This window comes from Pseudoalteromonas sp. TAE56, assembly GCF_000497955.1.
Taxonomy (GTDB): Bacteria; Pseudomonadota; Gammaproteobacteria; order Enterobacterales; family Alteromonadaceae; genus Pseudoalteromonas.
In genome coordinates this window covers 1-21,081 of record NZ_AUTN01000087.1, presented here as the reverse complement: position 1 = coordinate 21,081, position 21,081 = coordinate 1, and the positions used below count along the sequence as shown (strand labels likewise).

The 21,081-nt window shown below is 40.2% G+C and carries 20 protein-coding genes; 12 read left to right on the top strand and 8 right to left on the bottom strand.

Annotated features, from left to right (window positions below; genetic code table 11):
• The 11 genes from L656_RS0109140 to L656_RS0109090 form a co-directional block, all read left to right on the top strand.
• A partial coding sequence (locus tag L656_RS0109140; RefSeq protein WP_024598983.1) for a sodium:solute symporter family protein occupies positions 1-1,537 on the top strand: 1,537 nt, incomplete at its 5' end.
• 123 nt (positions 1,538-1,660) lie between these two features.
• Entirely contained in the window at positions 1,661-3,499 is a 1,839-nt protein-coding gene (locus L656_RS0109135) for a DUF294 nucleotidyltransferase-like domain-containing protein (protein ID WP_024598982.1), read from the top strand.
• Positions 3,500-3,514: 15 nt separating this feature from the next.
• Positions 3,515-4,138: a 3'-5' exonuclease gene (locus L656_RS0109130; protein WP_024598981.1), complete on the top strand. Its 624-nt coding sequence runs from the start codon at positions 3,515-3,517 to the stop codon at positions 4,136-4,138.
• Between the two features lie 138 nt (positions 4,139-4,276).
• Positions 4,277-5,011, top strand: a complete 735-nt coding sequence (locus L656_RS0109125) for an SIMPL domain-containing protein (RefSeq protein WP_024598980.1) — start codon at positions 4,277-4,279, stop codon at positions 5,009-5,011.
• 79 nt (positions 5,012-5,090) lie between these two features.
• On the top strand, positions 5,091-5,753 hold the full coding sequence (locus L656_RS0109120) for a peroxiredoxin-like family protein (RefSeq protein ID WP_024598979.1): 663 nt from the start codon (positions 5,091-5,093) through the stop codon (positions 5,751-5,753).
• Positions 5,754-5,931: 178 nt separating this feature from the next.
• Positions 5,932-6,948, top strand: coding sequence for an erythrose-4-phosphate dehydrogenase (gene epd / locus L656_RS0109115; protein WP_024598978.1), 1,017 nt, complete (start codon positions 5,932-5,934; stop codon positions 6,946-6,948).
• Between the two features lie 64 nt (positions 6,949-7,012).
• Positions 7,013-8,188: a phosphoglycerate kinase gene (locus L656_RS0109110; protein WP_024598977.1), complete on the top strand. Its 1,176-nt coding sequence runs from the start codon at positions 7,013-7,015 to the stop codon at positions 8,186-8,188.
• A 200-nt stretch (positions 8,189-8,388) separates the two neighbouring features.
• Complete coding sequence (gene fba, locus L656_RS0109105; RefSeq protein WP_007587174.1) at positions 8,389-9,453, top strand: class II fructose-bisphosphate aldolase; 1,065 nt, start codon at positions 8,389-8,391, stop codon at positions 9,451-9,453.
• Between the two features lie 726 nt (positions 9,454-10,179).
• Positions 10,180-10,869, top strand: a complete 690-nt coding sequence (gene phoB, locus L656_RS0109100; protein WP_006791869.1) for a phosphate regulon transcriptional regulator PhoB — start codon at positions 10,180-10,182, stop codon at positions 10,867-10,869.
• Positions 10,870-10,934: 65 nt separating this feature from the next.
• Complete coding sequence (gene phoR / locus L656_RS0109095; RefSeq protein ID WP_024598976.1) at positions 10,935-12,242, top strand: phosphate regulon sensor histidine kinase PhoR; 1,308 nt, start codon at positions 10,935-10,937, stop codon at positions 12,240-12,242.
• Between the two features lie 115 nt (positions 12,243-12,357).
• The gene (locus L656_RS0109090; protein WP_024598975.1) at positions 12,358-13,326 is read left to right on the top strand and encodes a PstS family phosphate ABC transporter substrate-binding protein; all 969 of its coding nucleotides are present in this window, start codon (positions 12,358-12,360) and stop codon (positions 13,324-13,326) included.
• 70 nt (positions 13,327-13,396) lie between these two features.
• Here the strand turns inward: L656_RS0109090 and L656_RS0109085 are convergent, their stop codons facing one another.
• From L656_RS0109085 to sfsA, 8 genes are all read right to left on the bottom strand, one after another.
• Positions 13,397-13,633, bottom strand: coding sequence for a hypothetical protein (locus L656_RS0109085; protein ID WP_024598974.1), 237 nt, complete (start codon positions 13,631-13,633; stop codon positions 13,397-13,399).
• Between the two features lie 33 nt (positions 13,634-13,666).
• On the bottom strand, positions 13,667-14,515 hold the full coding sequence (panC, locus tag L656_RS0109080) for a pantoate--beta-alanine ligase (RefSeq protein ID WP_024598973.1): 849 nt from the start codon (positions 14,513-14,515) through the stop codon (positions 13,667-13,669).
• Positions 14,515-15,309, bottom strand: coding sequence for a 3-methyl-2-oxobutanoate hydroxymethyltransferase (gene panB, locus L656_RS0109075; RefSeq protein ID WP_007587166.1), 795 nt, complete (start codon positions 15,307-15,309; stop codon positions 14,515-14,517). The genes panC and panB overlap by 1 nt, the downstream gene beginning before the upstream one ends.
• A gap of 30 nt (positions 15,310-15,339) precedes the next feature.
• Positions 15,340-15,825, bottom strand: a complete 486-nt coding sequence (gene folK / locus L656_RS0109070) for a 2-amino-4-hydroxy-6-hydroxymethyldihydropteridine diphosphokinase (protein WP_024598972.1) — start codon at positions 15,823-15,825, stop codon at positions 15,340-15,342.
• A gap of 4 nt (positions 15,826-15,829) precedes the next feature.
• The gene (gene pcnB, locus L656_RS0109065; RefSeq protein WP_024598971.1) at positions 15,830-17,311 is read right to left on the bottom strand and encodes a polynucleotide adenylyltransferase PcnB; all 1,482 of its coding nucleotides are present in this window, start codon (positions 17,309-17,311) and stop codon (positions 15,830-15,832) included.
• A 78-nt stretch (positions 17,312-17,389) separates the two neighbouring features.
• Positions 17,390-18,334, bottom strand: a complete 945-nt coding sequence (gene gluQRS, locus L656_RS0109060; RefSeq protein ID WP_024598970.1) for a tRNA glutamyl-Q(34) synthetase GluQRS — start codon at positions 18,332-18,334, stop codon at positions 17,390-17,392.
• A gap of 20 nt (positions 18,335-18,354) precedes the next feature.
• Positions 18,355-18,798, bottom strand: a complete 444-nt coding sequence (gene dksA, locus L656_RS0109055) for an RNA polymerase-binding protein DksA (RefSeq protein ID WP_002962671.1) — start codon at positions 18,796-18,798, stop codon at positions 18,355-18,357.
• 316 nt (positions 18,799-19,114) lie between these two features.
• Complete coding sequence (gene sfsA, locus L656_RS0109050) at positions 19,115-19,834, bottom strand: DNA/RNA nuclease SfsA (RefSeq protein ID WP_024598969.1); 720 nt, start codon at positions 19,832-19,834, stop codon at positions 19,115-19,117.
• Positions 19,835-19,957: 123 nt separating this feature from the next.
• Here sfsA and pepB point away from each other — a divergent pair.
• Positions 19,958-21,081 (top strand): aminopeptidase PepB (pepB, locus tag L656_RS0109045; protein WP_024598968.1); only part of this gene is annotated, 1,124 nt, incomplete at its 3' end.

Below are 21,081 nucleotides of genomic sequence, written 5' to 3'. Positions count from 1 at the left end.
GGGTATTATTTCCTTTGCAGGTTACGATGGCAGCGTTTACTTAATGGGGTGGACTGGTGGTTATGTACTATTAGCTATGTGTTTAGCGCCTTACTTACGTAAATTCGGCAAGTTTACCGTGCCTGACTTTATTGGCGACCGTTACTATTCACGCACCGCGCGTTTAGTGGCAATTGTATGTGCCATATTCATTTGTTTCACTTACATTGCAGGGCAAATGCGTGGCGTAGGCGTGGTGTTTTCACGCTTTTTAGAAGTAGAAATAGAAACCGGTGTTTACATTGGTATGGTGATTGTATTTTTCTACGCCGTACTAGGCGGCATGAAAGGCATTACCTACACGCAAGTAGCGCAGTACTGTGTACTTGTATTTGCATACCTTGTACCAGCCATTTTTATCTCGATGATGATGACGGGTCACTTCTTCCCACAAACAGGTTTTGGTGCCACATTAATTGGCAGCGATGGCGTGTACGTACTTGATAAACTAGACGGCTTAAGCGCTGAGCTTGGTTTTGCACAGTACACCGAAGGCTCTAAGAGCATGATTGACGTGTTCGCTATTACTGGTGCATTAATGGTAGGTACTGCGGGTTTACCACATGTAATTGTTCGCTTTTTCACTGTACCTCGCGTAAAAGACACGCGTATTTCTGCAGCATGGACTCTTGTGTTCATCGCGATTGTTTATACCACAGCACCAGCGGTTGCCTCGTTTGCTCGTGTAAACATGATTGATACCATAAACGGTAAAGATGGCAGTGGTACAGAGTATGCAGAAGCACCAGGGTGGATTAAAAACTGGGAACGCACAGGTTTAATTACATTTGATGATAAAAACGGCGATGGCAAAATGTTCTACACGGCGGGTAAAATCACCGATCCGAACAGTGCTAACGAAGTAAACGTAGACCGCGACATTATGGTATTAGCTAATCCAGAGATTGCTAACTTACCAGCGTGGGTAATCGCACTTGTAGCTGCGGGTGGTATTGCCGCTGCACTGTCTACAACAGCAGGTTTACTACTGGTTATTTCAACCTCTGTTTCGCACGATTTACTCAAGCGAACTCTCAAGCCCGATATTACCGACAAGCAAGAGTTACTTGCAGCGAGGTTGGCAGCCATGGTCGCTATTGTTATCTCCGCGTACTTTGGTATTAACCCGCCTGGATTTGTGGCATCGGTAGTGGCATTTGCATTCGGCTTGGCGGCAGCGAGTTTCTTCCCAGCAATTATTATGGGTATATTCTCTAAAACAATGAACCGCGAAGGCGCAATTGCAGGCATGGTAACGGGTATTGGCTTTACCGCTGCGTATATCATTTTCTTCAAGTTTGTTAGCCCAGAGCTAAACAGCCCTGAAAACTGGTTCTTAGGTATTTCACCTGAAGGTATTGGCTTAATTGGTATGATTATTAACTTTGCAGTAGCTGCAATTGTTCTTAAGTTTACTAAACCTACACCAGTTGAAATTCAACTAATGGTTGAAGGTATTCGTAACCCTAAAGGATCGGCTGAAGCGCATGACCATTAGCCACAATTTATAAGTTACAGTTTAGAAAACATAAAGCACCAAAAGCCCGACTTTAGTCGGGCTTTTTATTTGTTTAATAAATAAGTACATTGGTGTTGTGTATACTTTTTAATGAGTACAACAATGAGTGTAGAGCAACAAGAAATAGCCCAATACGTTTGTTTGCAAGCGCCTTTTACACTGCTTGATAGCAGCGCATACGAATATTTTGTAAATCATCTTGATATTATTTACCTCACCCGCGAAAACCAAACGCAGTGGTTACAAAGTGAAAACCCTAAACTATTTTTAATTCGCTCTGGTTTGTACGACCTAGTTGATGGCAAGGGGGATGTTGTTACACGCTTAGCGCAAGGTGATTATTTTGGTTTTCCGTCGCTGTTAACCGGCGAAGCAATTCAAAATAGGTTAGAGGTACAAAAAGAAGGCATAGTGTATATGCTCTCTCAAACGCATTTTGATTATTTACGCCGAGAATACAAATCGTTTGAGCAATATTTTGTACGCGCTCATGCTAACCGGTTGTTGTCATCGCATTATAAAAGTAAAAACGATAGTTGGTCTGAACGTAAAATATCAGAGCTGATGACCCGCACAGCAATTACACTTTCGCCCGATGCAAGTATTAGGCAAAGCGCTAAAAAAATGAAAGAGCATGGTGTCTCGTCAATAATGATAACGCAGCACGCACACTTAGTGGGAGTTGTGACTGACCGCGATTTACGTAATCGAGTACTTGCTGACGAGGTAGACCCACAAGATGCAGTCAGCAGTATTATGACCGCCAAGCCCAAGTTTATATTTGAAAATAACCGGGTGTTTTCGGCGCTGCACTTAATGCTTAAATACAATATTCATCATTTGCCCGTGCTCGACGAAAACCATAACCCGATAGGAATGATAACCAGCACCGATTTACTGCGCCAACAAAAAAGTGACCCCGTACAGCTTATTGGGCGCATATACAAAGCGCATACTGTTACTGATTTAAAACGCTACGCAAAAGAAATCCCCGAACTTTTGCGTGGTTTTTCGTACAACATTGACGACATATCGCTAATTGGTAAATTACTCAGTGGTTTAACTGATGCGCTTACATCGCGCCTTATTCATTTATTTCAAGAAGAGCATGGCGCAGCGCCAACCAGCTTTAGTTTTATTTGCTTTGGCTCGCAAGCACGCGAAGAGCAAACTCTGCATTCAGATCAAGATAACGGCTTATTACTTCCAAACGACTTAACTCCCGAGCAACACGCTTACTTTAAAAGCATGGGGGAGTTTGTATGTGAAAACTTAGTTGAATGCGGCATTAGGCGTTGCCCAGGTAATATTATGGCAAGCAGCGATGAGTGCCGTATGAGCGTAAACGACTGGAGCGAGCGATTTTTTAAATGGATAAAAAGCCCAACGCCTGATGCAATGCTTAACTGTAAAATATTTTTTGACCTGCGATTTATTGAAGGCTCAAATACTTTATACACCGCTTTTTGCGAGCAATTAATTCGTATATCGCGTAACGACTTATTCTACGCCGCAATGGCAACCGACATAAGCAGCAACAGCGTGCCAATTGGTTTATTTAATAAATTTAAAACCGAAAAAACAAATCAAAATAATAAATATATAGATTTAAAAAAACGCGGTGTCGTAATTATAAATGACATAGTGCGGTTATACGCTTTAAAAGCGGGTATTAGGCGCGCCAACACACAAGAGCGATTAGACGCACTACTAAAACATAAACTGATCAGCAAAGAAGATATATATAACCTAAAAGACTGCTGGCGGTTCTTAACGCAGCTTCGCTTGAGTACACAAATAAACGAAGAGGGCTTACCGAGTAACTGCATTAACCCTAATAAATTAAACTCACTAGAGCGCCATCAACTAAAAGAAGCGTTTTACCTTGTTAAACAAGCGCAGCAAGCCGCCGCGTTTAAGTTTGCTCGCGGCAGTTTATAATGATGGATTACTAACATGGTAAAAAAGCTGCTCACTCGGTATTTAAAGCGCCGTAAATTACTAGGCAAAAATGCCTTACAACAACGTTATTTGGTGATTGATTTAGAGCTCACTGGACTTGATGCAAAACAGCACGAAATTGTATCACTAGCGTGGGTGATAATAGATAACCAATGTATAAAAATGAGCGAGTCGCAACACCTGATAAATAAAGACGTAAAAAGTTTAGCTCAAAGTCCTGTTTTTCATGGGATTAGTGATGATGCTATAGCAAAAGGGCAAAGCCTAAATAGTATATTAACGCAGTTAAGCAGACATTTTAGCGACTGTATTTTAGTGTTTCATAATGCCATGCTCGACTGGGGATTTTTAAAAATAGCGCTTAAAAATGCCAATATAACCACGCAACCTAAACTTATACTCGACACACTGCATATTGAGAAAAAACGCTTACTTCATCATTCAACTGAAATAAAACAAGATGATTTAACCCTTAGCATGTGCCGCACACGTTATGAGTTACCAAGCTATCATTGTCATCATGCTCTTACCGATGCACAAGCGACCGCCGAGTTACTGCTAGCCCAGTGCCATCAAATAAGCCGTGGCAAAGAGTTAAAAGTAGGCGAGTTGACGTAGGTTGGCTGTAGGCGGGGCTTTATGCCGCGCGAGATAAACTCCCGCCTACAATAAAGAGCAGTTTACTTTTATTGTTATCCGTATAACTATAGGTACAGTTACGTAATCATTATTTACTAATTACTTCAAGGAACGAACATGAAACTCATCACTACTATTTTCTTAACCTTATTCCCACTTATCACTTTTGCTAATTCAAGCTTGCCTGCTAATCGCCATATTGCAGTGCAGGGTACTGCAGAGGTATTAGCAAAGCCCGATATGGCTAAGATTTCTTTTGAAGTAATAAGCTTTAAAGACAAATCACTTGATGCTAAACGTGATGTTGATGATCGAGTAAATTTGTTACTTAAAGGATTAAGCAAGTACGGTGTTAAGGAGATGGATGTTTCTGCTACAAGCCTGTTAACTTACAATGATGACGACAAGTTTAATGTCGAGAGCGGTACAGCAATTAATGCAGGATATGTAGCAACAAGAACACTTAAAGTAACATTAAGAAATATTGAAAAGTTGAATGATTTTATCGATTTTGCATTAAGTGTAAAAATTAATGAACTGACGAATATTGAGCTTATGTCTTCAAAAGCCGCGCAGTTAGAAGCTGAAGCAACACAAGGCGCAATAGATAACGCTATAGTTAAAGGGGGTAAGCTTGCTAAAGCATTTGGCGCAGAGCTTGGAAAAATTTACAGCATTAATTCAAATTCTAACCGTTCAAGTTATGGTTATGGCGCAGATAATTTTGAGAGAATAGTTGTAACCGGTTCTAAAGTTACTAGAAATCCATTTGAGCAAGGTAGATACCTGCAAGAAACTATTACATTTAAATCATCAATAAACGTGGTGTTTGATTTAGAAGTAAATGAATAAGTTAAAATTTTCATTTCAAATACATTTTCATAATGTAAGCTGGCTTTAAGTTTTTGATTAATTTAAAGGTAGCCATATTATGAGCGATGAAAATAACACGTTAAAAGCACAAACTGAGGCAAAAATAGCAGCAGGGCGTAAAGGTAATCCTGATTTTATGAAAGGTGTTGATGAAACGATTGCACAGGCAAAAGCGTTTCAACAAGGTGCTAATGCACTTGATTTAAACCAAAGCGCACCAAGTTTTGAGTTACCAAATCAACATGGTCAATCGGTGCAGTTAACCGAGTTACTTGCTAAAGGACCTGTAGTTATTACCTTTTATCGTGGTAGTTGGTGTCCGTACTGCAATTTACAGCTCAAAGCGCTTCAAGTACGCTTGCCTGAAATTCACGCATTAGGCGCACAATTGGTGGCTATTAGCCCGCAAGTACCCGATGGCTCAATGAGCGATGATGAAATAAGTAAAATGGATTTTTTAGTGCTGAGTGATCAAAATGCCGATGTAGCAGCAAGCTACGGCGTAGCATGGCAAGTACCTACATTTTTACTAGAGCATATGCGAGTAGACCGAGGCCTAAATTTAGAGTCGGTTAATAATGGCAATAGTCGTGTTTTACCGATCCCCGCCACCTTTGTTTTAGATAAACAAGGTAAAGTGACTTGGCGTTATGTTGATGTTGATTATCGTACTCGTTCTGAGCCAGAAGATATAATTAGCGCATTAAAAAATTTAGTATAAAAAACTTAATTTAAAAAGTCAGAACCATCAAAGAGCTTGCAATGCGTAAGCTCTTTAACCTTAATTTAAAGTTTCTAATGCTTCCCTCTTATAATCAGATGCAAGGTCGATTACAATACAGACATCTAAAAGGCGTATTGCCTTTATCTGCACGCTAAGAGAGTGGATTTTATATTTCATGGCAATCAAACTTGCAATTAATGGTTTTGGTCGTATTGGTCGAAATATTGTCCGCGCGTTATACGAGTCTGGTTTGAGCGACGATATAAAAATTGTTGCGATTAACGAACTTGCTGATCCTGAAGCTATTGCTCATTTATTAAAATACGACACATCCCACGGTCGTTTTTCTTTTCCTGTAAAACTTGGTGAAGACACCATTAGTGTTGCAGGCGATACCATTGCACTTTTTTGTGAAGAAAACCCAATTGAATTACCTTGGCAAACGCTCGATGTAGACGTTGTACTTGAATGTACGGGTGTTTATCACTCGCGTGAACATGCGCAGCTACATATTACTGCAGGCGCTAAAAAGGTGTTGTTTTCACACCCGGCTGATAACGATGTTGATGCTACGATTGTGTATGGCATTAACGACGATGAGCTTAAACGCGAGCACACAATTGTGTCTAACGGCTCGTGTACAACTAACTGTGTTGTGCCGGTTATTAAAGTATTAGATGATGCATTTGGTATTGAGTCGGGCGCTATTACAACGATTCATGCGTCGATGAACGATCAACAAGTGATTGATGGTTATCATCATGATTTACGCCGTACTCGCGCTGCAAGCCAATCAATTATTCCAGTTGATACAAAGCTCGCCCGTGGTATAGACCGTATTTTACCTAAATTTAAAGGCCGTTTTGAAGCCATCGCCGTACGTGTTCCTACTATAAATGTAACGGCAATGGATTTAAGTGTAACGGTTAATACCGATGTAGATTTAAACGCAGTAAATAACGCACTTAAAGCACAAGCAAAAGACCGCTTAGAAGGTATTTTAAGTTATACCGAAGAGCCGCTTGTATCGGTTGATTTTAATCACGACCCACATTCTTGTATTATTGATGGCACACAAACACGTGTTAGTCACAAACGACTGATAAAGTTATTGGTATGGTGTGATAACGAATGGGGTTTTGCTAATCGCATGCTCGACACAGCGCGTGCTATGATGGCAGTGAATAAGTAATTTATTAATATAATAATTTTAAACGTATTTTTCAGGTTCAGTATCGTTAACTAAGGAGATGTTCATGTCGGTCATAAAAATGGCAGATTTAGATTTAAACGGCAAACGCGTATTAATTCGTGAAGATTTAAATGTACCAGTTAAAGCAGGTAAAGTGACGTCAGATGCGCGTATTCGTGCAGCACTACCTACTATTAAATTAGCGCTTGAGATGGGTGCTAAAGTAATGGTTATGTCACACCTTGGCCGTCCTACGGAAGGGGAATATGATGAAGAGTTTTCGCTAGCACCTGTCGCTGATTACTTAAACGATGCCCTTGAGCAAACTGTACGTTTAGAAAAAGATTACCTAAACGGTGTTGATATTGCTGATAACGAAGTTGTTGTTTTTGAAAATGTGCGCTTTAACAAAGGCGAGAAGAAAAACGACGAAGCCTTATCTAAGCAACTTGCAGCACTGTGTGATGTATATGTAATGGATGCATTTGGTACGGCTCATCGTGCACAAGCATCTACCCATGGCGTTGGCTTATTTGCTGATGTGGCATGTGCAGGTCCATTGTTATCAGCTGAGCTAGAAGCGTTAGGCAAAGCACTTGATAACCCAGCGCGTCCATTAGTAGCGATTGTTGGTGGTTCTAAAGTATCTACTAAGCTAACCGTTTTAGATTCACTTTCTAAAATTGTTGACCAATTAGTTACTGGCGGCGGTATTGCAAATACCTTTATTGCTGCATCAGGTAGCCCAGTTGGTAAATCGCTTTACGAACCTGATTTAATGGATGAAGCGAACCGTTTATGTGCAGCAGCGATTGCTAATAATGGTGAAATTCCGGTACCGACTGACGTAGTTGTTGGTAATGAGTTTTCTGAGTCTGCTGTAGCTACGCTTAAAGATGTAAGCGAAGTGACAAGCGACGATATGATTTTTGATATTGGTCCTGATACAGCGAGCAAGCTTGCAAAAATTATTGCAAATGCGGGCACTGTTGTATGGAATGGCCCTGTTGGCGTGTTTGAGTTTGACCAATTTGGTAATGGTACTCGTGCTATTGCTCAAGCAATTGCTAACTCAAATGCGTTTTCGATTGCTGGTGGTGGTGATACCTTAGCCGCAATTGATAAATACGGCATTGCCGATAAAGTTTCTTATATTTCTACTGGTGGTGGTGCGTTCTTAGAGTTTTTAGAAGGCAAAAAACTTCCAGCAGTTGAAATGCTAGAGTCGCGCGCTAAGTAATTTTAGTAGCGTAAGGTGAGGGTTAATAGCCCTCACCGACAATTAATTATTAAATACCTCTCACCCTAATTTAATAGTTAATTTAGACGGAATATTACTGCAAAGCAGTGGTTTTTCGTGGCGTTGTTATAACGCCAAACTAACACATCCGTTCAAACTAGATGGTAGGGAACTACTGTCGATAAATTGGAGAATACCCAATGGCTTTAATCAGTATGCGACAACTTTTAGATCATGCAGCAGAGCATGGTTACGGCGTACCTGCTTTTAACGTTAACAATCAAGAGCAAATGCGCGCAATAATGGAAGCGGCTGACAAAACAAACAGCCCAGTAATCGTTCAGGGATCAGCTGGTGCACGTGCTTATGCTGGTGCTCCATTTATTCGTCATATGATTTTAGCAGCCGTTGAAGAATGGCCACATATCCCCGTTGTTATGCACCAAGATCACGGCACATCGCCAGGTGTATGTCAGCGTTCAATTCAGCTTGGTTTTTCATCAGTAATGATGGATGGCTCGTTAATGAGCGACGGTAAAACCCCTTCAAGCTACGAATACAATGTAGAAGTAACGCGCGAAACTGTTGCTATGGCGCATGCCTGTGGCGTATCGGTTGAAGGCGAGCTAGGTGTGCTTGGTTCACTAGAAACAGGTGAAGCTGGCGAAGAAGATGGTGTTGGCGCAGAAGGGTTACTAACCACTGAGCAAATGCTAACAGATCCTGAAGAAGCGGCTGACTTTGTAAATAAAACACACGTTGATGCACTTGCAATTGCCTGTGGTACTTCACACGGTGCTTATAAATTTACTCGCCCACCAACCGATGACATTTTAGCGATTGATCGTATTAAAGCGATTCATGCGCGTATTCCTAACACGCATTTAGTGATGCATGGTTCGTCTTCTGTTCCACAAGAATGGTTAGAAATTATTAATCAGTATGGTGGCGAAATTCCAGAAACTTATGGTGTGCCGGTTGAACAGATTGTTGAAGGCATTAAGTTTGGTGTTCGTAAGGTAAATATTGATACCGATTTACGTTTAGCATCTACCGGTGCAATTCGCCGTCATATGGCGCTAAACCCATCTAATTTCGATCCACGTAAATACCTAGCTGAAGCAACTAAAGCAATGACAGAGATTTGTGTTGCACGCTATAACTCGTTTGGTACTTCTGGTCAGGCTAGTAAAATTAAGCCAATTTCACTTGATGAAATGCACCTTAAATACTTAAGCGGCGAACTTGATCCTAAAATTAGATAATAAGTCTATTTTAAAATAAATAGTTTAAAAGCCAGTAACCCAGTTGCTGGCTTTTTTAATGCCTGTACTTTTATATTACAGGTTACTGCCTCTGTTGATCAGATCACTGTATTACCAATACCTTACTTTGGGATCACGCATTTACTAACACAGCCTTTTCGGATCATTACTTTACTAAGCCAAATACACTTTTGCGCTATTTTAGCCTCTGAGATAATTTGATCGTTATTTATTTGTACAAACAATCAACAACTTATGGCTTTGACTAGGTACAACTCTGATCTGAGAGTAGATCGGCTTGGTAAAAATCTGATCCTTTATTTGGGGCTTAGTAAAATTTAGATCTATTTTTAAACGTATTGATTGTTACACAGGCGGGTTTGTTAATTTTAAAATAGCTTTAAAGTTACTTTTAAACGATCGATCTGTAAAAAAGTATTGGTTAGTAAAACAATGATCCCAGCTAATTTTGTATTATTTAATGATTTAACTAGCGACAAAAAGTAGATAATTTCAAAAATTAGCTATTTTATAAATTTATCGTAAATCTCTAATTATTACGTTAAATATTAAAAAGGTTTTAAAAATATGACGTTAATGAGGTTTTTTGTCACTAATTTGTGTTTTTTTTACCACCATTTTAATTTACACGTTACACTTTCATAAAAATGTCATACTTAGTCATAATAATGAAAACTAATTCGATAGCGTAAGAGATAAATTGGAATGTCACGTAAAGTACTAGTCGTAGATGACGAAGCTCCTATCAGGGAGATGTTGGTTTTTGTTTTAGAGCAAAATGGATTTCAAGCAATTGAAGCAGAAGATTACGACTCTGCTATTGCAGCTATGGTTGAACCTTACCCAGATATGGTTTTACTTGATTGGATGTTACCAGGTGGAAGCGGTATTCAAATTGCTAAAAAGTTTAAGCAAAACGAACACACCCGCCAAATCCCAATTATTATGCTTACAGCCCGTGGCGAAGAAGAAGACAAAGTACGCGGCCTTGAAGTAGGTGCTGACGACTACGTCACTAAGCCATTTTCTCCTAAAGAGCTTATGGCACGTATTAAAGCGGTTATTCGCCGTGTATCGCCAACCTCATTAGAAGAGGCTATTGAAGTACATGGCCTGCGTTTAGATCCTATTTCGCATCGTGTTACCTCAGAAGGTAACGAGCTTGATATGGGGCCAACCGAATTTAGATTACTGCACTTTTTTATGACCCACCCAGAGCGTGTTTATAGTCGTGAACAACTGCTTGATCACGTATGGGGAACTAACGTTTACGTAGAAGATCGCACGGTTGATGTGCACATTCGTCGCCTACGTAAAGCAATTGGCCCACTTGGACACGACCGTTTAGTGCAAACTGTACGTGGTGCTGGGTATCGTTTTTCAAGTAAGCTGTGATCAGCTTAAAGCTTAGCTAATGTGTGAAATATGCATGTATTACTACTCTAAGGTAAAGTGAGTGTATGTATCGAGTTGTTAATAAGCAGGCGTTAGTAAAGCGCCTGTTTATCTATTTTTTACCCTTACTATTAATTGGTGTGCTGGTTGGCGCGCCATTTTTACTTTTATTTTTAGGATCTTTTTCCCTCCTTATTTGGCACTACCATCAACTTTATCGTTTGAGCGATTGGCTACTTAATCAACGTAGCTTTAATCCACCAGAGGGCGAGGGTGCATGGGAGCAAGTGTTTGAAGGTATTTATCATCTGCAGCACCGTAATCGTAAAAAACGTAATGAGCTTGCTGATTTAATTCGTCGCTTTCGCGATGGAGCTGAAGCAGTACCTGATGCGGTTGTGGTATTACAAAACGATTTAAGTATTGTGTGGTGTAATCAATTAGCGCTTAAAGTGCTTGGCCTGCAGTGGCCAACCGATCATGGTCAGCGTCTTGATAATTTAATTCGCGAACCTAAGTTTGCTAAATACATGCACAAAGGCGAGTTTGATGATGCGCTTGAGCTGGATAATGGTCATAGCGTTGAACAGGTACTTGAGTTTAGGGTAATGCCTTATGCAAGCACGCAACTTATGGTTGTTGTGCGTGATGTAACGCGCTTAAAACAGCTAGAACAGATGCGTAAAGACTTTGTAGCCAATGTGTCACATGAACTACGTACGCCGCTTACAGTGGTTACAGGGTATCTTGAGATGATGGAAGGTGACATGATGCCGCCGCCAGCAATGTGGAACAAAGCGCAAAATACCATGCTTGAACAATGTAAGCGCATGGATAGCTTAGTCAGCCAGTTACTATCGCTTTCACGTATTGAGGGTGCACGGCGTCAAGACAACGATAAAGCTATAAACGTACCGCAATTACTTGGTTATATTCACACTGAAGCAAATTCAATTAACCAAGACAAAGGCCATGAGCTTATTTTTAATATTGATAAAACCCTTGATATTAAAGGCTCTGAGGATGAACTGCGTAGTGCGTTTTCTAATTTAGTATTTAACGCGATTCATTACACAAAACCCGGTGGCAAAGTGGAAGTATGTTGGCAGCGCAAAAACAATAAAGCATGTTTTAGTGTTACCGATAATGGTGATGGTATTGCGCCTGAGCATATTAACCGTTTAACTGAGCGTTTTTATCGTGTTGATAAAGCCCGCAGCAGAACAACAGGTGGCTCAGGTTTAGGGCTTGCGATTACAAAACATGTGCTAACGCGCCACGATAGTAAATTAAATATTAGTAGTGAAGTTAACAAAGGTTCGTGTTTTTCTTTTGAATTTTCAATAGATAAGATAGTTTCGCTAGCTAAGTAATTAGGCTGAAAAGCAAAGTCATAAAAGTGTCATTTAAGAGTAATGTAACTGTCATGTACTCACTTTAGAGTGGGCAGCAGTTAGAAAATGGGACGAACAAACCGGAGAACCCTACATGAAATTTAAAAACTTAGTTGCCGCAATGGGTGTGGCTGTTACAACTTTCGTATCTGCACAAGCAGTTGCTTTAGACCAAGATATTCCTGAGTATCAAAAAATTAGTGGTGTTTCAGGTAACTTCTCATCAGTAGGTTCTGACACTTTAGCCAACATGATGACGTTCTGGGCTGAAGAGTACAAACGTATTTACCCAAATGTAAATATTCAAATTCAAGCGGCAGGTTCTTCTACTGCGCCACCGGCACTTACCGAAGGTACAGCTAACCTAGGTCCAATGAGCCGTAAAATGAAATCTAAAGAAATCGAAGCGTTCGAAAAACGTTACGGTTACAAACCAACAGAAGTACGTGTAGCTATTGATGCACTTGCAGTATTTGTACATAAAGATAATCCAATTGAAGGTCTTCGTATTGACCAAGTAGATGCGATTTTTTCATCTACTCGTAAATGTGGCGCATCAGAGCAAGTTAACCGTTGGAGCGATGTTGGTTTAACAGGTGACTGGGCAGCTAAAGACGTTCAACTTTACGGACGTAACTCAGTATCAGGTACTTACGGTTACTTTAAAAAGAAAGCACTGTGTAAAGGTGATTTCCGTAATAACGTAAATGAGCAACCAGGCTCTGCATCGGTAGTACAGTCAATTTCATCTTCATTAAATGCAATTGGTTATTCTGGTATTGGTTATAAAACATCGGGCGTACGTACAGTACCGCTAGCTAAAAAAGGCGATAACTTTGTTGATGCAACACTTGATAACGTTGCGCAAGGTAAATATCCGCTATCGCGCTTTTTATATGTTTATGTGAATAAACACCCGAATAAGCCGCTATCACCTATGGAAGAACAATTTTTAAGAATGGTACTTTCAAAAGATGGTCAGCAAATTGTAGAAAAAGATGGTTATGTACCTCTTTCTGCAAAGCTAGTAAAAACAGAACTTAAAAAGCTTGGTTTAAATTAATAAACTATAAGCAATAAAAAACCGCTCATTGAGCGGTTTTTTTGTGTCTAAAACTAAAAACTTTAAGGAATTAAATATTACCTAATTTTTCGGCTTGTACTTTACACTGATTGTAGCTCTCAACACATTTACCAGAGCATACTTGTTGCTTTAAGCTATCAGCTGTTGTTTGCTGTTCACATGTACTTTCACATTGGTAATTTTGTTGAGCACACTGATTCATTTCAGGGTTTTCAACTTGGTTTTGGCAACCTACTAATAGTGCAAAAGTAAGGGCGACTACGCTTGTTTTTATTAAAGTGTGCATGCTTCTTATCCTTAAAATGGAGTCGCAATAATATTAAATTTCGACTTGAATATTGTCGATCAATCTAACACCACCAAAATAGGCTGCGGCTAAAATAACAAATTGAGTATCTTCGATTGTAGCAGTTTTTAATGTATCTCGTTGAGCAATCTCAAAATAGTCTGGCTTTAGGCCTGCTTGCTCTAAACTTTGTTTAGCTAAGCTTTCAAGTTTTACGAAGTCTTTATCGCCACTTTTAAGTTGCTCAGCGCACGTATTAAGTGCTTTAAATAATACGGTTGCTGTCGCTTTTTGCTCGTTCGATAAGTAACCATTACGCGAGCTCATAGCAAGGCCAGAAACTTCTCGCATTGTAGGTACACCAATAACTTCAACCGGAATTGATAAGTCGCGTGCCATGGTTTTAATTACTTGCAGTTGCTGAAAATCTTTTTCACCAAAGCAGGCGTAGTCTGGTTGTACAAGGTTAAATAACTTAGTCACTATTGTGGCAACGCCTCTGAAGTGACCAGGACGTGAGCCACCACAGTAACCTAATGAAATATCAGGCACATCTACAAAGCTTTGTGCACCAAGTCCATTTGGATAGATTGTATCTACACTTGGGGTAAATACAATATCAGTGCCTAGTTCAGCAAGGCCTTGCTTGTCTTCATTTAGCGTACGAGGGTAGTTATCTAAATCTTCGTTAGCACCAAATTGCATTGGGTTAACAAAAATACTCACAACGACTTTATCGGCTAAGTTTTTTGCTTTTTCTACTAGCGAAAAATGCCCACGGTGCAAGTTGCCCATCGTTGGCACAAGTGCCACGCTAAGACCAGCTTGGCGCCATGCTTTAATTTGACTACGTAACGATCTAATTTCAGTAATTGACTGCATTATTTAAACTCGTGTTCAGCGCTTGGAAATGCGCCATTTTTAACGTCTGTACAATACTTTTGAACGGCTGCAGGCATATTGCCTGTTTCGAGCAAAAAGTTTTTAGAAAATTTAGGAATGTAACCTGCGGAAATACCAACAAGGTCATGCATTACCAGTATTTGGCCATCAGTTAAGCTGCCCGCACCAATACCAATAGTTGGTATGCTTAGGGCATCAGTAATGCGTTTTGCCAATGCACTTGGAATACACTCGAGTACTAATAATTGTGCGCCAGCAGCTTCTAGTGCTTTTGCGTCATCAATCATTTTTTGTGCTTTGTCTTCTTCGCGACCTTGTATTTTAAAGCCACCAAATACATGTACTGACTGTGGTGTAAGGCCTAAATGCCCACAAACTGGAATACCTTGTTGAGTAAGCGTTTTAATGCTCTCGTAAAGCCATTCTCCGCCTTCAAGCTTAATCATGTTTGCGCCAGCGCGCATAAGTTCAGCTGCATTTTTACAAGTATCACTTACGCTTGAGTAGGTCATAAACGGTAAGTCAGCAATTACAAATAATTCGCGGCTACCAGCGCGTACACAGCGGGTATGATATGCAATATCTTGATTGGTTACGCCAAGGGTGTCATCGCCGCCTTGTAGTACCATACCCAAAGAGTCACCCACTAAAATAACTTCAACGCCGTTATCATGAAATAACTTTGCAAAACTAGCGTCGTAGGCTGTTAATGCAGTAATTTTGTTATTTTCTGCTTTCATTTTATTTAAAGTAGAAACGGTTATTTTAGACATAATATCCTCGCAGGCAAAAGCCTAGGTTAATTACAGAGGTAATTGTTGTAAGTCGTTGAGCGGTAAATTATTTGCAATGGTTTTTAATGCAACGCCGCTAGGTAAAATAAGTTCAGGTGCAAGCTCTAATAGCGGATAAACCACAAACTCGCGATTATTCAAACCATAATGAGGCACGGTTAAGCGCGCCGTATTTATAATTTGATCACCAAATAATAGAGTATCTATATCAAGAGTGCGTGGACCCCAACGCTCAGCTTTTCTTACTCGACCATGCTCAAGCTCAATGCTTTGTGTTAAATCAAGTAATTGCTCTGGCTTAAGGGTCGTTTTAATACACGCTACTGCATTGATATAGTCAGGTTGATCTTGTGGGCCCATAGGCTTACTAGCATAGTAATGCGATACGCTTATAAATTCACAATTGGGCAGCTTTTTAAGCGCGATTACCGCATTATCAAGCTGCTCTTTTGGTAAGTTTAGGTTGGCACCTAAACCCAAATAAACACAGTACATGTTATTACTCAGCTGGCTTTTTAGTAGGTCGACGGCGCCTTCGCGGCTTAGGACCACCTTGATGACCTAAGTTTTTAACCATCTCTTTTTGGCCGTTTATATCTTGGCTTAAGTATTGTGTCCACCACTGGGCAAGCTCAGTATGCTGTGTTTCGCCTGCGTCTACGCGTAAGAGTAAAAAGTCGTAGGCGGCTTTAAAGCGAGGTTGCTGCGTTAGTCTGTAAGCACGTTGGCCTGCGCGTTTATCTAAGCGGTGCTGAATATGCCAAATATCGCGGGCGCCTAGAGTAAAGCGTTTAGGAACCGCAATGTGTTGTGAGTTATCGCTGAGTACTTTATTCATTGCTTGTGCGAAAGCGTCGTATTCTGCAAGTTGCTCTTGGCTTTGAATCTTTTTAGTACGTTCAAGCAGCGGAAACCAAAGTAGTGCGGCAAAAATAAACGCGGGTGTTACTTTTTTATCAGCATTAATGCGCTTGTCAGTATTTTGAAACATTTGCTGAATAAGCGTGTGTTCTAAGCCACTTGGGTTTTTATCTAAGATTTTATCAAGCTCAGGAAACAGTGAGCGGAATAAGCCGTATTTACGCAGCATTAAAAAGTTAGCTTCGGCCTTGCCGTTTAAAAACAGCTTAAGAATTTCTTCAAATAAACGTGCTGGCGGAATGTTATCAAGCAAACTTGCAAGCTCGCTAATTGGCTTTTCACTTTTAGGCGCAATGCTCATATCAAGTTTAGTAGCAAAGCGAACTGCACGTAACATACGAACAGGGTCTTCGCGGTAACGCGTTTCAGGGTCGCCGATTAGCTCAATTTGTTTAGCTTTAATTGCCGCTAAGCCGTTGGCGTAATCGTGAATACTAAAATCTTTGATTGAGTAATAAAGTGCATTGATTGAAAAGTCGCGGCGCTCTGCATCTTCTTCAATACTGCCAAATACGTTGTCACGTAGTAATTGGCCTTCATCGCTTGATTGGCTTATTTGATTTTTGTCTTCTTGCGCTTCGTGATGGCCACGCATAGTCGCCACTTCAATAATTTCACGGCCAAATACAATATGTGCTAAGCGAAAGCGACGGCCAATAAGGCGACAGTTTCTAAATAGTTTTTTTACTTGATCTGGCGTCGCATTAGTAACTACGTCAAAATCTTTTGGCTGTTGGCCTAACAATATATCGCGAATACAACCACCAACAAGGTAGGCATCGTAGCCACCGTCTTTTAAGCGGTATAATACTTTGATTGCATTTGGGCTAAATTGTTTGCGAGAAATACCATGCTCACCACGAGTGACAACAATAGGTTCACTGCTTACAGAAGCGCTTTCGGCACTGGTATTCGGGCCGATTATTTGTCGGCAAAATTGAAAAAGCTTGGAAATAATAGTCTGTCTCCTAGAAGGTGTGATTGACTCTGCATCGCAATCAAAAGTTACAGCAAATAAGGCGGTTATAGCCCAGTACAAGCTGTTTGACGTAATTAGCATATATTTAGGCGGCTATCATATACCAGCAGGGTTTAAAAATTAAGTTGATGTGTTGAAATTAAGCCGTTTTTAGCTATTTTATTTACTTAAATGTGTAAATTGGACTTTCTGACTACGTGGATGCTGAGAAATTTGTATTTCGGATACTTGTGGTACCTGTTTTAAGCTAAAGTTTTTAATTCCCCAAGCGATTAATTGTTCAATATTTAAATCGATTAAATCAGCTATAACAGGCAACCCTAAAAACTCAAATGCACTAATTAAAGCAGGCTTTGGATTTTGTTTGCTAATGGCGGGAGCATAGTTTTGTTTAGATAATTTGAAACCAGGCTTGGCAACCGCTAAAGGTAAATGAGCAAATTCAGGCACAGGGCTATTTAGTTGTTTAAACAAACTAATTTGCCTTGCGGTTGGCTCAATTAAATCAGCGCCTCTTACAATTCGATTAATCCCTTGATCAATATCATCGACGACCACAACAAGTTGATATGCAAATAAGTCATCGCTGCGTTTAATTAAGTAATCTTCATGGGAAAGGGCGCTATTTACCGTTATATCACCTTGAATTAAATCATTAAATTGAGTCGTTGGATGTTGCTGAACTAAGCGAAGCGCACCGGACTCCGTATTATGGCTAAGTGCTTGGCAATGCCCTTGATAAATACCGCCAATGGCTTTTATTTGTTTGCGAGTACAGGTGCAACCATAAACAAGGTTTTGTTTTAAAAGTGAGTGGGTAATATCTTGGTATAAAGGCAGACGCTGCGTTTGATATACAACAGGTTCGTCCCAGTGAAGGGCGTAGGCATGTAAGGTATTAAGAATATCGGAGTCGGCGTTTTTAACCACGCGCGTAGTGTCAATGTCTTCAATACGAACTAACCAATCTCCTTGGTTAGCTTTTGCATCTAGATAACTACCCACAGCCGCTACAAGTGAGCCAAAATGTAATGGCCCAGAAGGAGACGGTGCAAAACGACCGCGATATTTACGCATAGGCGCAGTAACGGCTGTAGGAGACATAACTAATTAATAAGTATTAATTAGCCGCGTCCAGATTGCTTTTCTTTGATTTCTGCAAGTGTTTTGCAGTCTACGCATAAATCGGCAGTAGGACGTGCTTCTAAGCGACGTATGCCAATTTCGATGCCACAAGACTCACAAAAGCCAAAATCATCTTCTTTAATCAAATTAATTGTTTTTTCAATTTTTTTGATTAATTTACGTTCGCGGTCACGAGTACGAAGTTCTAAAGAGAACTCTTCTTCTTGTGCAGCGCGGTCAACTGGGTCAGGAAAGTTAGCAGCTTCGTCTTGCATGTGCGATTTAGTACGATCAACTTCGTTACGTAAGTCATTACGCCAAGTTTCTAAAATCGCTCTAAAATGAGCACGTTGTGCATCATTCATGTACTCTTCGCCTGGTTTTTCTTGGTATGGTTCTAAACCGGCTTGAGCCAATAAACCATGTTTCTTTTGGTCTGGCATAACTCTCTCCTAAATCCTTAATTTAATGCCTCAGCATTAGCCGGCGGTATAAATAACAGAATCTTATATCCTAGGCAAATTTATTTTTAATTAATCGAATTAGCTTCAACCATGCTTACTGAGTAAAAAGTGTATTAATAGTCTATTTACACTTTTAATTAATTCACATATTCGCTTTCTAAAACTTGCCTTGTTATGTGGGCAAAAGCTTTAAAAACAAGTTAATTTTTATAATTCACTTTGTATAACTTTTTTTAATTTGAGTACTTTGCTTATTTTGCAAATTACGCTTAGTTCAATCCCTTGGTTTAATACACTATTGTGCAAATACTATTTTTTTATGAAGTAAAACTTCATTAGCAGAAATTGTGGCCTTGTATGCTAATACTTCAACGCCGGCTATTATTGCTTGGCTTAATAGCGTGGCGTATTTTTTATCAATATGCGCAGCTGCACTTACTGTATTTATTCCTTCATGCAAAACAGCGAACAGTAATACTGCTCGGTGGCCTTGTTCGATCATTTCTATTAGTTCGCGAATATGTTTTTGTCCGCGCAGTGTTTGCGCATCAGGAAAGTAGCCTTGCCCGCTTTTTGGTGCATCTTCGCTTAATAATGTGACTGATTTAACTTCTACATAGCAATCAGGCTTATTTTTGTCTTTGAGTAAAAAGTCGATTCTGCTGTTTTCGCTGCCGTACTTTACTTCGCTTTGCAATTGACTGTAGTCGAGTAGCTCGCTTATCACATTATTGTTTATTGCTTCTTCTACTACTTTATTAGCCACCGCTGTATTTACACAAATAAGCTGCGATAAGTTATTTTGCGTAAGCTCTAATGAATGCGGGTATTTTCGTTTTACGTTATCGCTTGTTGAATAAAAAGCAGCAAAACCCGGCTCAGCGCATCCCGTCATTTTACCTGTATTAGCACAGTGGGCGGTAAATTCGCTGCCATCACTTAGTTGTAAATCAGCTAAAAAGCGTTTGTAGCGCTTTAATAAGGTGGCTGGTTGCAGCGTTGGCGTGTACTTCATAATAACTTCCAAAGTGTAAATACTGCACAGCAGTGTGATTTATGTTATTTATCTCAAGCTGTTGGGAACTTAAGCGCTCTATAGTAAACTCGGTGGCACATTTAAGTGCAAGGGTATTCTAACATGAGTGAAAAATTTGTTGTTCAACTAAGCGAACAAGCAGCAGCGAGTCATTGGGGCGATAATGCGTCATTGTCTTTTAATGAGCGCGGTGCAACTGTTCATTTGTCTGAGCAAGAAACATTGAAAAATGTTCAAAAAGCTGGTCGTACTATTGCAATCCAAGGTATTAAAAACGTTGAATTAGCAGGCGATGCTTGGTGTACAGAAAGCCAGTGGGCTTTTTATCAAGGCTTTGTAACACCAAAATCGTTAAACGGTGTTGAGTTTGTTGATAACGCACAATCAGATATTAAAGAACTTGCTCACTTAAAAACGTCAGCAATTTGGGCACGTGAAATGGTTAACGGGACAGCCGATGACATTTACCCAGAAAGCCTTGCTGAAAAAGCGGCTGAGTTTATTCAATCATTAGCGCCTGAGCATGTAAGTTACCAAATTATTAAAGGTGATGCGTTACTAGAACAACAGTGGATTGGTATTCATGCTGTTGGTCGCGGTAGTGTTCGCCCGCCAGTATTGCTTGAGCTTGATTACAACCCAACAGGCGACGAAAATGCACCAGTAAGTGCAGCGCTTGTAGGTAAAGGTATTACGTTTGACTCAGGTGGTTACTCAATTAAATCAAGCGAAGGTATGCTTGGTATGAAGTGCGACATGGGCGGCGCTGCAACAGTAACTGCAGGTTTAGCATTGGCTATTAACCGTGGTATTGAAAAACGTATTAAACTGTTTTTATGTTGTGCTGAGAACTTAATTTCAGGTCATGCATACAAATTAGGTGACATTCTTACTTATAAAAATGGCACAACAGTTGAAATTGTAAACACGGATGCTGAAGGTCGTTTAGTACTTGCTGATGGCTTAATGGCAGCTGGGGAGACTGGCGCTCCACTTATTATTGATGCAGCAACACTAACTGGTGCAGCGCTTGTTGCTGTTGGCCAAGAGTACAATGCATTATTTGCACTTGATAAAGAACTTGTACGTGAAGTTGAGAGTTTTGCATCTCAAGAAATGGAAGCTGCTTGGCCACTGCCTCTTGAAAAATGGCATCAACAAAACTGCCCATCTCCTTATGCTGATACGGCAAATAGCCGTGCACAAAAGGGTGGCGGTTACGGCGG